General features: G+C 55.0%; 14 protein-coding genes. 1 reads left to right on the forward strand and 13 read right to left on the reverse strand.

Going from position 1 to position 12,978, the window contains the following annotated elements:
* Nucleotides 1–131: 131 nt before the first annotated feature.
* Nucleotides 132–926, forward strand: coding sequence for a 4Fe-4S dicluster domain-containing protein (locus ENN68_07665; protein HDS45947.1), 795 nt, complete (start codon nucleotides 132–134; stop codon nucleotides 924–926).
* Nucleotides 927–1,153: 227 nt separating this feature from the next.
* Here ENN68_07665 and ENN68_07670 read toward each other — a convergent pair whose 3' ends face one another.
* From ENN68_07670 to ENN68_07730, 13 genes are all read right to left on the reverse strand, one after another.
* On the reverse strand, nucleotides 1,154–1,429 hold the full coding sequence (locus tag ENN68_07670) for a hypothetical protein (GenBank protein ID HDS45948.1): 276 nt from the start codon (nucleotides 1,427–1,429) through the stop codon (nucleotides 1,154–1,156).
* A 5-nt stretch (nucleotides 1,430–1,434) separates the two neighbouring features.
* On the reverse strand, nucleotides 1,435–1,767 hold the full coding sequence (locus ENN68_07675; GenBank protein ID HDS45949.1) for a H+transporting two-sector ATPase C subunit: 333 nt from the start codon (nucleotides 1,765–1,767) through the stop codon (nucleotides 1,435–1,437).
* A 194-nt stretch (nucleotides 1,768–1,961) separates the two neighbouring features.
* Nucleotides 1,962–2,615 carry a hypothetical protein gene (locus tag ENN68_07680; GenBank protein ID HDS45950.1) on the reverse strand — a complete coding sequence of 218 codons (654 nt, stop codon included), beginning with the start codon at nucleotides 2,613–2,615 and terminating at the stop codon, nucleotides 1,962–1,964.
* A gap of 81 nt (nucleotides 2,616–2,696) precedes the next feature.
* Nucleotides 2,697–3,620: a winged helix-turn-helix transcriptional regulator gene (locus ENN68_07685; protein HDS45951.1), complete on the reverse strand. Its 924-nt coding sequence runs from the start codon at nucleotides 3,618–3,620 to the stop codon at nucleotides 2,697–2,699.
* Nucleotides 3,621–3,724: 104 nt separating this feature from the next.
* Nucleotides 3,725–4,987: an ABC transporter permease gene (locus ENN68_07690; GenBank protein HDS45952.1), complete on the reverse strand. Its 1,263-nt coding sequence runs from the start codon at nucleotides 4,985–4,987 to the stop codon at nucleotides 3,725–3,727.
* Nucleotides 4,984–6,390: a hypothetical protein gene (locus ENN68_07695; GenBank protein ID HDS45953.1), complete on the reverse strand. Its 1,407-nt coding sequence runs from the start codon at nucleotides 6,388–6,390 to the stop codon at nucleotides 4,984–4,986. The genes ENN68_07690 and ENN68_07695 overlap by 4 nt, the downstream gene beginning before the upstream one ends.
* Nucleotides 6,391–6,747: 357 nt before the next feature.
* Entirely contained in the window at nucleotides 6,748–7,461 is a 714-nt protein-coding gene (locus ENN68_07700; GenBank protein ID HDS45954.1) for an ABC transporter ATP-binding protein, read from the reverse strand.
* Entirely contained in the window at nucleotides 7,458–7,712 is a 255-nt protein-coding gene (locus ENN68_07705; protein HDS45955.1) for a hypothetical protein, read from the reverse strand. The genes ENN68_07700 and ENN68_07705 overlap by 4 nt, the downstream gene beginning before the upstream one ends.
* 362 nt (nucleotides 7,713–8,074) lie before the next feature.
* Nucleotides 8,075–8,455: a hypothetical protein gene (locus ENN68_07710; GenBank protein HDS45956.1), complete on the reverse strand. Its 381-nt coding sequence runs from the start codon at nucleotides 8,453–8,455 to the stop codon at nucleotides 8,075–8,077.
* A 144-nt stretch (nucleotides 8,456–8,599) separates the two neighbouring features.
* Nucleotides 8,600–9,310, reverse strand: coding sequence for a hypothetical protein (locus ENN68_07715; protein ID HDS45957.1), 711 nt, complete (start codon nucleotides 9,308–9,310; stop codon nucleotides 8,600–8,602).
* A gap of 160 nt (nucleotides 9,311–9,470) precedes the next feature.
* Complete coding sequence (locus ENN68_07720) at nucleotides 9,471–9,785, reverse strand: hypothetical protein (protein ID HDS45958.1); 315 nt, start codon at nucleotides 9,783–9,785, stop codon at nucleotides 9,471–9,473.
* Between the two features lie 17 nt (nucleotides 9,786–9,802).
* A complete protein-coding gene (locus ENN68_07725) occupies nucleotides 9,803–10,108 on the reverse strand; it encodes an ArsR family transcriptional regulator (GenBank protein ID HDS45959.1) in 306 nt (101 codons plus the stop codon).
* A gap of 107 nt (nucleotides 10,109–10,215) precedes the next feature.
* On the reverse strand, nucleotides 10,216–12,972 hold the full coding sequence (locus ENN68_07730; protein HDS45960.1) for an HAD family hydrolase: 2,757 nt from the start codon (nucleotides 12,970–12,972) through the stop codon (nucleotides 10,216–10,218).
* Nucleotides 12,973–12,978: the final 6 nt, after the last annotated feature.

Consider the following 12,978-nt stretch of genomic DNA (forward strand, 5'->3'; position numbering starts at 1 on the left):
GCGCGCGCGGATGCGGCAGCAGCTCAGTCTGCACCGTTTTTGCGGTTTGTCCTGCGCACAGAGGGGGACACAAGCAGTTATTCAATTTAAGGACGCGTGCCCTAAGAAATCATCAGCCATGAGGCGGCAACATGAAGAAAGTAAAACGAAAAATAATCAGGATTGATGAGGATTTATGTGACGGCTGCGGAATTTGTATTCCCTCGTGCGCCGAACAGGCAATCCAGCTTGTTGATACTCCTGCAGGTAAGAAAGCGAGGTTGGTGAAAGAGTTTTACTGTGATGGGCTGGGTGCGTGTCTTGGTTCCTGTCCCACAGGGGCACTAACCGTTGAAGAACGAGAGGCGGAACCTTACGATGAAGCGGCAACACTCGCTCGAATTAGAAGAACAGCTCCTGAGCTGCTCGAAGAGCAGGTGAAACATCCTGAGGAACATGCACAGGAATTCTCCGAACAGCACGCACAGAAACTGCCGGGAGGTGTATCTTCATGTCCTTCCGTCCAGATGCTTCGGTGGGCAGGTAAGGGGGAGGACGTAGCTCAAGAATCCGTGAAATCCCACTCGGCGTTACGGCATTGGCCTATACAACTGCACTTAGTCCACCCATCCGCGCCTTATTATCGGGATGCGGACCTGGTTATAGCTGCGGATTGCGTTCCTTTTGCCTACGCCAAGTTCCATGAGGATTTTCTGAAGGGTAAGGTGCTCGCTATTGGCTGTCCGAAACTTGACGATATTGACGCTTATAGAGTAAAACTTAAGCAACTGATCGAAACAGCACATCCCAGGAGTATAACAATCGTACACATGGAAGTCCCCTGCTGTTCTGGTTTTGTAAACCTTGTTCGGCAAGCACTGCGAGAATCCCGGATGAATGTTCCGCTTGAAGAAATAGTAATACGTATAACGGGCGAAAAGATGTAAGGAAAAACTCTCTCCCGCAGATGCACTTGCTTCTTGCTTTGATCGTGGGCGAACTCCCGGCTAACAAGAGCGAACGAAACAGTCAAGCTGGTTTTCGTCTTCACCGGGAGGACCTGTATCAGCTCCTGAAGAAGACGAATCGAACTCGAGCTACTTCCGAAGAGACGCCCGATGCGTTTACGAACGTCGAATTGGTCGTGTTCCCGCACGACCACATATAGGCCGCATCACTGCTGGTCGTATTTCTGCTTTAGAACCAGGTATGAGAGTCCGAAACCAATAAAGAATCCGAGGAGTGAGAGCACGGCGGCGAATGCGAAGCCTGCACTATTGCCGGCCCAGCTTTTGCCGAGCGTAAAACCGCCGAATAAGCCGGTGATAGTAAGTGCCGCGATAAGCAGTGCAAAGGGAAGGGCACGGAAAAAAATATTGCCCTTGATCTTCTCTTTTAGGTTTACCCACCCGTGCATTTTACAGTTGCTTGCCTGGCGTTCAGCGAACAAAGCGGCTATATCTTTGTCCAGAGCATGAACGCGATCAAAAGCCCATAGATAGCGATAGCTTCTGCAAGAGCGACGAAGATCAACACTCTTCCAGAGACTTCAGGCTTCTCTGCTGTCGCGCCCGCGGCTGCGACGCCCGTGGTTGCAATGGCCCAACCTGCAGCGAAAGCCGAGCCGATCATGGTGGCAGCGGTTGCCAGTGCGATCCAGGCGCCCTCGGTCATGCCACCGCCTTGGGGGGCTTCTTCCTGTGCCCCTGCCAGGCCCACGCTCAATCCGGTGAGGAGCAAGAGCAAGCAAAGCGTAAATGCAAACCGGTGTCTCGTTTTTAGGTCCATCTCTCTTTCACCTCTTCATATCTCGAGTTTAGGTATCTGAAGGAGACATACTTGCCACGGCTATATAAAGGAATTGGTTTTTGGATGAAACGGTCGTTAAACCAGCGCTTTGGAAGACCCGAACAGGAGCGGGCCATCTGCTCGTACGTATTACGAGTCCGGGCAGTCGGGACGGTGCCGCTCACTACACCCGCCTACCGTACGTTCCTGGGCTGCGATTGTGGCTGCAGCACGATAAGCAGCACCTGGTACGTCTTGTCGTACACCTGATCGTGCATCATCAACCTGCCCTTACTGATTCGGCCGCCATCGTAGTCTTTTGTGGTCATAGTCAGCTCGCCGACCCTCGTCGTCTCACTGGACTCGGGAATTAGCGGAGGAGCCCTGACTGAGGCCACGATGATCGTTTGGTTCTCGTCCGTTCCCGTCGTTGCATTCACGCTGATGTTCTCGAGTCGGTAATTGTGGTTATCGATGCGCAGATAGCCCTTATAGAGCTGCTCGCTCTCCTGCGCCATGAGCTCTGCTTTTATCTCCGTGACGGTCTTCTCAGACTCGAGCAGCTCGCGCACCTCAGCCGGCTGCACGCTTCTCACCTGCACGATCTGGACCCGGAGCAAATGGAACTCACCACTCGACTCGTTCAGGGCGAACCCGGTTCCCTGGTGAAAAAGGGCAATCGGCGCCTCGAGTGCGGCATCCGGTGGAACATTTGCTACCGTACTGGTCGCTCCGTTCAGATGCTGCGCCTGCAGCGGTATCGCGCCGATCGTGCCCAGGAGCCCGAGCGAGAGCACGAGCAGTACTGCGACGGCCGCATAGAGTAGCTTCCGCTTTCCGCTTCTCACTTTCTCCTTTCCTCTATTAGTATCTTCTGAGTGAACTATTTTAAATAACACACCCTTCGAGTCGTCCCCAAAAGCCGGTTATTACGTTTTTTCACCTCCATTTCCTGATAAGAACCATTCAGTGAGTTCGATAACGTTCTTCCGTCTGCCTGCATTCTTCTTGATGATCTGTCCGCGTTCAAGCGCGCGGAGGATACTGTTAAGCGAAGATTTCGGGATCTCCGTCTCGTGTCTGAGATCAGACTGCGTCATCTCGCCGTTATGCTTCAGCAACGCGTTTACAATGGCGCGCTCGCGATCCGTGAGCGTCTCCATGGTGCGTGCCATCGCCGGCGTTTGCTTTATTTTCATGCTCCTCACGCGTGGCTTTTCCACCGGACCGGGCTCGCTTCCCAACCGCACCATAAGGAAGCCGACGCTCAGCATGAGGGAAACGATGGCGAGCAGCACGATGAGAATAACATAGCCCGGATCGAAGGCGTTGACGCCCGTCGCTTCGGAGGGCGTGGTCAGCGGCTGCTGGTACGCGATCCACACACCTGGTCCCTGTACTTCGTAGCCGTGGAATTCCACCACGAGTGACTCGTTCGCGGTTGACACGAGATATTCGAGCTGATCCGAGCAGGTAATTCTACCCAAACTGATCGCGGGGGGCAGATAGAAGACGGCCTGATAGGTGGAATAGTTAGCCGTGGTGGTGAAGGTGAGCATCCATCGCTCTCCTGACTTCTCGGTGAGCGCATGCGTGATGGCGTAGAGCTGCTGTGTCTCAATCTCATAGATATAGTCCGCGGTCTGGAGGAACGGGAGACTCTCAGGATCATTGACATAACCGATCACGAGCGCTTTACCGGTCTCGTCAACATAGATATCAAGAATGAGCTGGCTGGAGTAGCTTCCCGTATCGTTAAAGGCAAAGGAAAACCCGTCACTGGCAAGACCCGGGGTCGGGGTCGCTATGGCTGTGAACAAAAGAACCAGGTACAGTATTCCTGCCGTTTTCATCTTGTCCTCTTACCGGCTAGCGGTCCTCAACCACTCTCGTAGCTCTGAAGTTAGATTGGTGTGAGAGATACGTAAACTTTACTCCTGGTCGGTACTTCACACAGTCATTCGTATCGCAGCGCATCCACCGGCTTGAGCTTTGAGGCGCGATGGGCTGGAATCACCCCTGCGGCTACGCCAATGCCGACGGCCAGGAGGATCGCGTATACCAGCAGCATCGGGGTGATCTTCGTGGTCAGTTCGCCACCCATTCCCATCATCCGCATACCGAGCATCGGCAGTAATGACGAAATAGCAGCACCGAGGCAAATCCCTATGACGCCCCCGATGAGGCCGACTATTGCCGCATTTAAGAGGAAGATCATCATAATGTCACCGTTCTTCGCACCGATGGATTTCATGATCCCAATCTCCTTCGTCTTCTCCAGCACGGACGTGAACATCGTGTTTGCGATACCCACGGACCCGACGAGCAACGAAACCGCGGCAATGGCCTCTAAGAACAAGCTCATTGTCTGTGTGACATCACTCATGGTCGCCTGCATAGCTTTTGCGGACGTCATCCTGAAATCTTCTTTACCTTCCGCAAGGTGCCGGAAGATCCGTAACTTCTCCTTTGCTTCTTCCATGATCTGCTCGACATCATCAGTGTTCGCGACCTTGATGGTAATCGTATCAAATTCAGCATCGCTAACGTCGTCCAGGACGTCTCGTGCAGCGTCAATGGGCATGATTATGGTACGGTCATTCCCATCAAAACCGCCACTTTCTTCTAAGATGCCCACGATCTTGAATGATTTGCCCTCGATAGTGAGTACCCGGTTTACGGTAAGTGGTTGTTTGAACGTGTCTACGGCTATGCTGCTGCCAAGGATGACGGCGTTATAGTCCGAGGCCCCGAGTAATCGGCCCGATGCCAGTTTAGCGGTGGTGATCTCTTTCCAGACCAGCGGGTCAACGCCTTCGATCGAAATGGTGGTCTTTTCACCGAGGTAATAGACCTCACCGGAGCCGGAAACGGTGCCGTGAATAGCGGCAATGCCGTCAATAGTCCGGAGTACCTGCACGTCTTTTTTCGTCAGGTCTTTGGCATCAGTAGCAGCAGCGGTTTCACCGCCTCCCGGCCCACCACCCGGCGGGCCACGGAACCCCGCAGCAGCACGCCCGCCGCCGGGAGAGATGGTGATGAGGTCCGCGCCGAGCCCGCCAAGGTGACTCTCGACATTCGCCTGCATGCCCTCACCGATGGACACGATGGCAACGACGGCCGCGATCCCGATGACGATCCCGAGAATCGTCAGCCAGCTACGCAGCTTACTGTGGGCGATGATATTGAGCGCTAATTTGAGTGACTTGCTCGGTTTCATCGTTTCACTCGTTCGTTATTCTCGCGTGCAGATCTGATCAAGACCGCGTTCTTCGCTTTTCGTTTTTTTTTTATATACCGGAAAAAGAGCACGCCGGCACTGATGATCGCAACGAGCGCGAGTGCACCGATAACCGTGGTACTGTTCACGGCGCTCTGGTGCTGCCCTTGCGGGTACCTGCCGCCGGTGCCTGTAGCCGAAGTAGTCGTATCGGTACTCGCCGCCCGGAGCTGAACTGGCACGGCCTTCTCGAGTGTTTGCCGTACGCCGGTCGTGTCGGTGTACTCGATAGCGACCATCAGGTTAGGGCTCGTCGAGCTGTTTCGTGGCGAAAACTCCGCTCTCAGTCTCTCCCGGTCTTCCCCCGGGAATTCTGCCAGTTGGCTGTCTTCTGTGGTGCCCGGGATCCCGAACGCGGACGGGCCTGCGGCCGTTACCGCGAACGAGACGATCGTATAGTCTCCCTTGTCGAGGTTGCCAACGATCGAGGCGGCGCTACCCTGGGCGGTGAACTGATCTTGCGCAAGGATTTTCACGGTCACGGAATACGCAGGATTATTACCGGTATTCGCAACGTAGAGCGAGACCTGACTACTTGAACTCTCGGAGACGATGATCTCAAAATCGGTACTGCCGCCGATGACGATGCCCGCGGTCGTGCTCATCGATCTCGAGCCACCGCGCTCGTCCTCGAACTCCAGGGCCAGGTCTAACCGGTACAGGCCGGCATCGGCACCCACATCGACGGCAACCAGATACTCGACGACGATGGATTCGCCGACGTCGATGTAGCGGATGTGCTTCGTATTGTCGGAATGAACCGGCAGTATGACGCCGTTTGCTTCGGTCCATGAGAAGACCATATTCTCCAGGTGATACGAACCGATATTAGCGACGGTAAACCGGAGCGCAGTCAACTCCCCGGGCTTCAGCTCGGTCGGGGCGATGTCAGCGATATGGATGATCGCGCCCTGCGTTACCGTGAGCATGAGCGAGTAGGCGACTTCGGGCATGGCCTCAGTAACCGTTTCCCCACCCGTGCTATAGGATTGACTATACGAGCAGGAGACCGGAATGGCATGGGACCCACTTGGCGCGCCCTTCGCGACACGAACGGTGACGGGCACGTCTCTGGAGCACCACCCGGAGATCGAGCCGGCATAGATGCTTGACGAGCCAACGACCGAGATATACTGACTTTCCTCGAAATTAAGCGTTACGTGCTTTGCATCGCAGGAACCTCCGTTCTTGAGGGTAACGGTCAGCGTTTTCGTCTCGCCGGGCAGGAGTTCTGTAGGCTTGACGTTTGTTATAACAACGTTTGCATCAGTGCCCGCGCTTAGTGGAGCAACGAGAGACGCGAGTATTGCCACGATACCACACAAAGCCAGTACCCTTTTCATGTTTTTTCTAGATACTAATTTCGTTATCATTTACCTTTTACCTCCTTTTATATTACTAATTCAGCTAATTCTTCGGGTGTTCTGCCAGATACCTTCTTTATTGTATAGTCCGCTAATTTCAACCCATCGTTCTTATCTAGGTCTGGATAATACAGCACCCGAATCGCTTCTCTTATAGTATCAGCGGCGTTATGCAGGTTATCACTCCCATTTGGTTTGTTTTTCTGTATCTGCATATCGTAGCAGTGCGCTTTGTTTCCACAAAGTTCACACAACCCGTACCGTATCGGATAGCTACTCACCGGACACCCCAGGAAGTAATTAACGCAATCTTCACAAATCAGCATGGTTCTCACCTCAGTTGTTCGTATGGTTATGCTCGATGCGCTCGATTTGTCCGTCTTTGAGGTACACCACCCGTTCCGCACGCGTAACCAGGTAGAAATCGTGCGTGACCAGAATGATCGTTTTACTATCGTTCCCGTGTACCTCGCTCAACAAATGCATGATGAATTCGCCGGTCTTGCTGTCCAGATTACCGGTAGGCTCGTCGGCGAGTATGATGTCAGGATCAACGGCCAGAGCACGCGAGATGGCCACACGCTGCTGCTGCCCGCCTGAGAGTTGAGCGGGCAGGTGGTGCACGCGATCGCCCAATCCAACCAGCTCGAGCAGCTCGAACGCGGTCTCCCGTGCCTCTGCGGAGTCGACATCCTGGAATTCCAGGGGCAGCATCACATTCTCGAGCGCGGTTAACGTCGGTATCAGGTTGAACTGCTGGAATACGAATCCGATCTTCTTGCCACGTATCTGCGCCAATTGCGACTCGTGGAACCGCGCGATATCAGCACCGTCCAGCCGTATTGTACCCTTACTCGGCAGATCCAGACAGCCAATGAGGTTCATCATCGTGCTCTTGCCGCTGCCACTGACACCGGCGATGGCGAGGAATTCGCCGCGCTCTATCGTCAGATCAATGCCCCGGAGCGCCTGCACCTGAACGTCACCCATCTGATAGATTTTCCAGACTGCTTCCAGCTGGATGACCGCATCAGTACCCGGGGTGCTCATAGCCCACCTCCGAGCGGAGCTGCACGCACGCCGCGATGACCATGAGCGCCTCGACACGAGGTGGTGAACTGCGGTGCTCCCATCGGTGCTCTTTCAGCAGTTGCTGCTGCGTTCGCTTTCATCTTCGCTTCACGTTTTTTTCCCGGCTCTTTTTTTTCAGCTATCTTCGGTGCTGTTTCCCAGAGGGGGATTAGAAATAAACTATACATAAGTCTTCCTTTTTTACCAATTTCCACCCAAATCTGTACCAAATTCGCGGAACCTCCGTTTCACTCGATCATGTAGGCCACGGCTTCACCGATCGTCGTAACGTTACATGCTCAGACCGTCACTAACGCCATACGCATCCGTCGCGTATTGCTGCCGGTAAGCGTTGTACGAGGCAGATGTCGAGACGAGCAAGAGTATAGCGAGTACAGCAATGATTACGTTTTTACGGTCCATTTAGTTCCATTACCTCCATTCGTTTCTTTTTATTTCGTGTGTCTCCACGAGTACCAGTATAGAATAAGCTAATCATAAGCGCTTCTTTTTTACCAATTTCCACCCAAATCGTTCACAAATTCGTTTGCAACTGTTTAGTAAGCGTTAGTAAGCACGTTTCAGAGCGCAGCTAGTCGGGTTTCAGGCTGATATAGAGCAGAATAGCTAGTGCCGCAAATTCGAACCATTGGGACACGATCTTGAGCAAGCCCAGGGCATTGAGGCGGTGAAAACCCCACACCAGATGGATAAACGGGTGCGAGGTGACCGCTTGCACCAGCAGGAGAATAACGAAGCCGATCAAGCCGAGCGCGAACTTCGATTTGATCTGCTCGTAGTTCTTGATATAAAGGGCGAGCAGACACAGTAACAGTATGACGTTCCCGAGCGTAATCAGCGCATGAAAATCGATAATCACTGTCTCTGGCGGCGGCATAGGCATTGGTGACATTGTTCCCCCCTCGGTCTGCACGTATCTATTACCCGCAGCATACTTAAAACACTCCTCCATCCCCTGGTTCTCATCATCGTCGTCGTGCTAATACCACGTCACGTAAAAGCGGAAAAAAGGGTGCGTGGGAGCGAGCAGAGGAGAACCCACGCACCATACTCCTTTTCTCCCTTATGGCGACTATACTATACTGTCTCTGTTCACCTATTCCTCCAGATCTGGAGAGTTGAACGGGCCCTCCAGCTCTGGAGAGTTGAACGGGCATTCACCGAATCCCGGTCCGCGTTGGAATCCCAGCATCTGTCGGCCCACAGGTCCGCGCGGACCGTGGCCACCGTCACCCGCGAATTGGGGCCCTGCTGGACATGAGATACCGTACTGCTCGAACAGTTCCTGGTGGAATTCCTGTATCTGCTGCTGTATTGCTTCGCGCTCTTCATCCGTCAGGTTGGCACCGCAGTGTCTCGGGAACCCCGGTCTCCCCTCGTCCGGCAAGTCGATACCGTACTGCTCAGCCAGTTCGAGCCGGAACTGTTGCATTTTCTGCTGCAGTTCCTGTCGCTCCTCGTCTGTCAGGGCGATGCCGTACTGCTGGGCGAGTTCCTGCTGGAACTGCTGCAGTTCCTGTCGTTGCTCCTGTTGCTTCTCCCGGAGTCGGTTCTGCATCTCCTGTCTTTCTTCGTCCGTCAGGGTGACGCCGTACTGCTCAGCCAGCTGCAGCCGGAACTGCTCCATCTGCTGGTGCATCCCTTGCCGCTCCTCGTCTGTCAACTGCCCCAGTCCACAGTGACCGCCGAACCATCCGCCTTTTTCCCGTAATGCGGTATCCTCGTTTGTAATCTGTGCGGAGACCATGGCGAAGGCTGTTGCGATGAGTGCCAGCGCCAGAATACCTGCGATCAGTTTTCGTTTCATCTTCGTGCGTTGCACCTCCTATTTTTTCGTTTCACGATGTGTTGCCACGGTTATTAGATCCAAATAACTAGACATAAGCATTTGTTCTTTCCCAAATTCCACCCGATTGTGGCCCAAATTCAGCCAGAAAGTCGTGTTGCCCGGCCTGTAAGTTAGTCAGTCAGTCGGGCTTGAGGCTGATGTACAGCAGTACCGCCAGTGCCACGAATTCGAAGAGATCAGGCACGATGGTGAGCAGGCCCATAGCGTGAATATGGCGGAAGCCCCGCACGGCGGGCAGGAAGGGATTGGTGGTGAAGGCCTGCACGATGAGCAGGACGACAAAGGCGATCAAGCCGAGCGCGAACTTCGATTTGATCTGCTCGTAGTTCCTCGCGTAGATGAACAGCAACGCGAGCAGGAGGAGCACGTTGCCCAGCGCGATGAGCGCCTGGAGATACATGAGCCACAGGTGTGGCACCGGTTGTGGTGGCATCCTCTTCCCTTCACCTCTTACTCCTTCTCGCCCCTGCTCTTAAATTTGTTCCATACCTTGTCCAGATACTCTTTAAAGACCTCATACTCGCTCTCCATGCCTTCGGACAGGAAATATGCCGTGCCATAGCCGCCTCCTGCTTCGGTGATCACTTTGTTCTCCAGCAGGACCTTGAGATGGTGGCGCACCGTTTTGTAATCCAGATCCAGTATTTCTGAGAGCTGATTGGCGTTGTACGGTCGTTCATTCAAGGCGCGTAGTATCCGTGCACGATTCACCCCGCCTTTCGTACCCACGATCAGCCACCAGATTACCCGTCGCATCGTTCAAACGTAGTAAAAGCTTTAGGCGCCGCAGATATTAAGAGTCCTGAAGGTTATTCGTCCTGCACAACGGCCACTTTTCAGGCTCTTACGCGTCGCACAGTGCGCTATACACGCGTTTTTCCAAACCGCTTTGTCAGGTACTTCTCGAGCTCGATGATAAAGAAGATGGGGAGCGCGATCGCGAACATAGTGAGCCAGTATTCAGCGGGCAGCGGTGCGGTGCCCAGAGGGTTGATGCCGATGACAGGTGGTGCATAAATGACCGTGAACTGTAGAAAGAGCGTGAGTGCGACGCCGATGAGCACCCACTTGTTGGAGACGGGGCTGAAGGAGAACGCGGATTCCGAGATCGAGCGAGCGGTAAAGAGATAGCAGATATGGACGATCATGACGGTGGTGAAGACTGCGGTCTGAGCCTTCATCAGCACCTCAGGGTCGCCGACCCAGCTATTGATCGCAAAGAAGTACATGAAGAAACCGGTAAGGGTCGTGAAGAGCGAGACGACCCCGACTTTCCGAAGGAACGGTGGATCGGTGATCCGCTCTTTGGGGTCGCGTGGTGGCCGGAGGAGCAATCCTTTCTCCTTTGGCTCCTTGATTATCGGGAGCGCGAGCGCGATGGCAGCGAGGAGATTGATCCAGAGGATCTGAACGGGCGCGATCGGGAGACCCCCGCCGAGGTGCGGATTGAAGATGGCAATGAATGGCGCAAGCAGAATGGCGCCCAGGATCAGGAGTGCCTGGCCGCCATTGGTGGGCAGCAAGTACAGAATAACCTTCCGGATGTTGTCGTAAACGTATCGGCCCTCTTCGACGGCGGCCACGATGCTGGCGAAGTTATCGTCGGTGAGAATGATGTCGGCCGCGCCCTTGCTCACTTCAGTACCGCTGATACCCATGGCGATCCCGATGTCCGCAGCTTTGAGCGCGGGCGCATCGTTGACGCCATCGCCGGTGACGGCGGTGATATGGCCAAGCAGCTGCAACTGCCGGGTGATCCGGAACTTGTGCTCGGGCGCGGCCCTGGCATAGATGGAGACGGAACCCACGAGCTCGAAGAGCTCATCATCGCTTATTCGCTCGAGCTCTGCACCGGTCAAGACGCGATCTGATTCGGTGGCGATGCCGATCTGCTGCGCAATCGCTTTCGCGGTCTGCGCATGGTCACCGGTGATCATAACGACGCGAATGCCCGCGCGTTTGCATGCGGCCACGGCATCGATGACCTCATCCCGAGGTGGATCACTCATCCCCTGAAGTCCGAGGAAGGTCAGTCCCGTCACGTCCTGAGGCTCGAGCACCTTCTTCTCTCGCGGCACGCGTTTATACGCCATGCCCAGAACGCGCAAGGCGTTGCCGGCGAACTCCTCAGCCGCACGCGCTATTTCATCACGACGCAGCGGCCGCTCCCTATCCTCGATCAGTTGATTCTCGCACATGGCGAGGATCCGTTCTGGCGCGCCTTTGACGTAGATGTGGTTACCGTCAGTGCCTTCCTGCAAGGTGGCCATGTACTGCTGCTCGGATGAGAAGGGTATCTCGTCCAGTTTCGCACGCTCCGTGGCGAGTCCAGCTTTCCGCGCTGAGACGACCAGGGCGCCTTCGGTGGGATCGCCGATGATACTGTACCGCTTGGTTTCGCGGTCATACTCGAGCCCGGCATTATTGCAGAGGTAGCCTGCTTTCAGGGTTTCGCGTAACTCATCATGCCCTTTTTTGGGCTCAATGGTACAATCTTCGCACAAGAACTCGCCTTTAGGCTCGTAGCCACTACCCGTTACGCTGAACCGCCCTCCCCCGGCGTAGATGCGGGAGACCGTCATCTGGTTCCGGGTGAGTGTGCCGGTCTTATCAGAGCATATGACGGTGGTAACGCCGAGTGTCTCGGCTGCGGGCAGGTTCTTGACGAGCGCGTGCCGGCGTGCCATGGTCATAGCGCCGAAGGCCAGCGTGATCGTGAGAATAGCGGGTAAACCCTCGGGAATGGCGGCGACCGCGAGCGATACGGAGGCGAGGAAGGAATAGACGGGCGGGAACCCGAAGATGACGGCCAGTATGAAGTTGAGCGCGGCAATGGTGAGGATGGTGATGACCAGCAAGCGGGTGAAGTGCGCCATCTTGCGGGTGAGTGGCGTGGCCAACTCTTCGGTCTCCTGTGTCAATTCCGCGATACGACCGATCTCAGCATCCTTACCGGTACCCACGACAATCCCCCGTCCCGAGCCGCGGGTGATGAACGTGCTGCTGAAGGCCATGCAGCGCTGATCCGCGGGTGGTAGACCTGGCCGGGCGATGGGTTCGGTGGTTTTCGAGACGGGAACGGACTCGCCGGTGAGCGTCGCTTCGTCTGCATAGAGGTTTTTGGAGCGGAAGAGCCGGAGATCCGCGGGGACTTTATCTCCCTCCTCGAGCAGCACGATATCGCCCGGCACCAACTCGCGTGCAGGAATGCGCATTTCCCTGCGGCCGCGGATCACCCTGCATTCGAGCGACATCAACTTCCTGAGCGCCTCAGCGGCTGCATCTGCTTTCTTCTCCTGAATGAAGCCGATGATCGTATTGGCGAAGACGACTGCAAGGATGACCACGGTGTCCATCAGCATATCGAGGAAGGTGGTGGTGAGCGCAGCAGCGAGCAGTACGTAGATAAGCGAGTTGTGGAACTGCAAAATGAACTTGGTGAACGAGCTGCGTTTCTTGATGGGCAATTCGTTATACCCGTACTGCTGGAGCCGTGCCTGCGCCTCAGCGGCTGTAAGCCCCTCGGGATTCGCTGCTAGTTGCTCAAAAACCTGCTCGACCGTCTGCTGATACCAGCTCTTATCGTGTGACACCGCGAACTCCCCTCTCTCACCACCCATCCATAT

This window comes from Methanomicrobia archaeon, from assembly GCA_011049045.1.
GTDB lineage: Archaea > Halobacteriota > Syntropharchaeia > Alkanophagales > Methanospirareceae > JACGMN01.

What these genes read in the sequence shown, in the direction of transcription:
- ENN68_07665 (HDS45947.1), top strand. Translation starts at nt 132, where the DNA reads ATGAAGAAAGTAAAACGAAAAATAATCAGGATTGATGAGGATTTATGT.
- ENN68_07675 (HDS45949.1), bottom strand. Translation starts at nt 1,767, where the DNA reads ATGGACCTAAAAACGAGACACCGGTTTGCATTTACGCTTTGCTTGCTC.
- ENN68_07685 (HDS45951.1), bottom strand. Translation starts at nt 3,620, where the DNA reads ATGAAAACGGCAGGAATACTGTACCTGGTTCTTTTGTTCACAGCCATA.
- ENN68_07690 (HDS45952.1), bottom strand. Translation starts at nt 4,987, where the DNA reads ATGAAACCGAGCAAGTCACTCAAATTAGCGCTCAATATCATCGCCCAC.
- ENN68_07695 (HDS45953.1), bottom strand. Translation starts at nt 6,390, where the DNA reads ATGAAAAGGGTACTGGCTTTGTGTGGTATCGTGGCAATACTCGCGTCT.
- ENN68_07700 (HDS45954.1), bottom strand. Translation starts at nt 7,461, where the DNA reads ATGAGCACCCCGGGTACTGATGCGGTCATCCAGCTGGAAGCAGTCTGG.
- ENN68_07710 (HDS45956.1), bottom strand. Translation starts at nt 8,455, where the DNA reads ATGGAGGAGTGTTTTAAGTATGCTGCGGGTAATAGATACGTGCAGACC.
- ENN68_07715 (HDS45957.1), bottom strand. Translation starts at nt 9,310, where the DNA reads ATGAAACGAAAACTGATCGCAGGTATTCTGGCGCTGGCACTCATCGCA.
- ENN68_07720 (HDS45958.1), bottom strand. Translation starts at nt 9,785, where the DNA reads ATGCCACCACAACCGGTGCCACACCTGTGGCTCATGTATCTCCAGGCG.
- ENN68_07725 (HDS45959.1), bottom strand. Translation starts at nt 10,108, where the DNA reads ATGCGACGGGTAATCTGGTGGCTGATCGTGGGTACGAAAGGCGGGGTG.
- ENN68_07730 (HDS45960.1), bottom strand. Translation starts at nt 12,972, where the DNA reads ATGGGTGGTGAGAGAGGGGAGTTCGCGGTGTCACACGATAAGAGCTGG.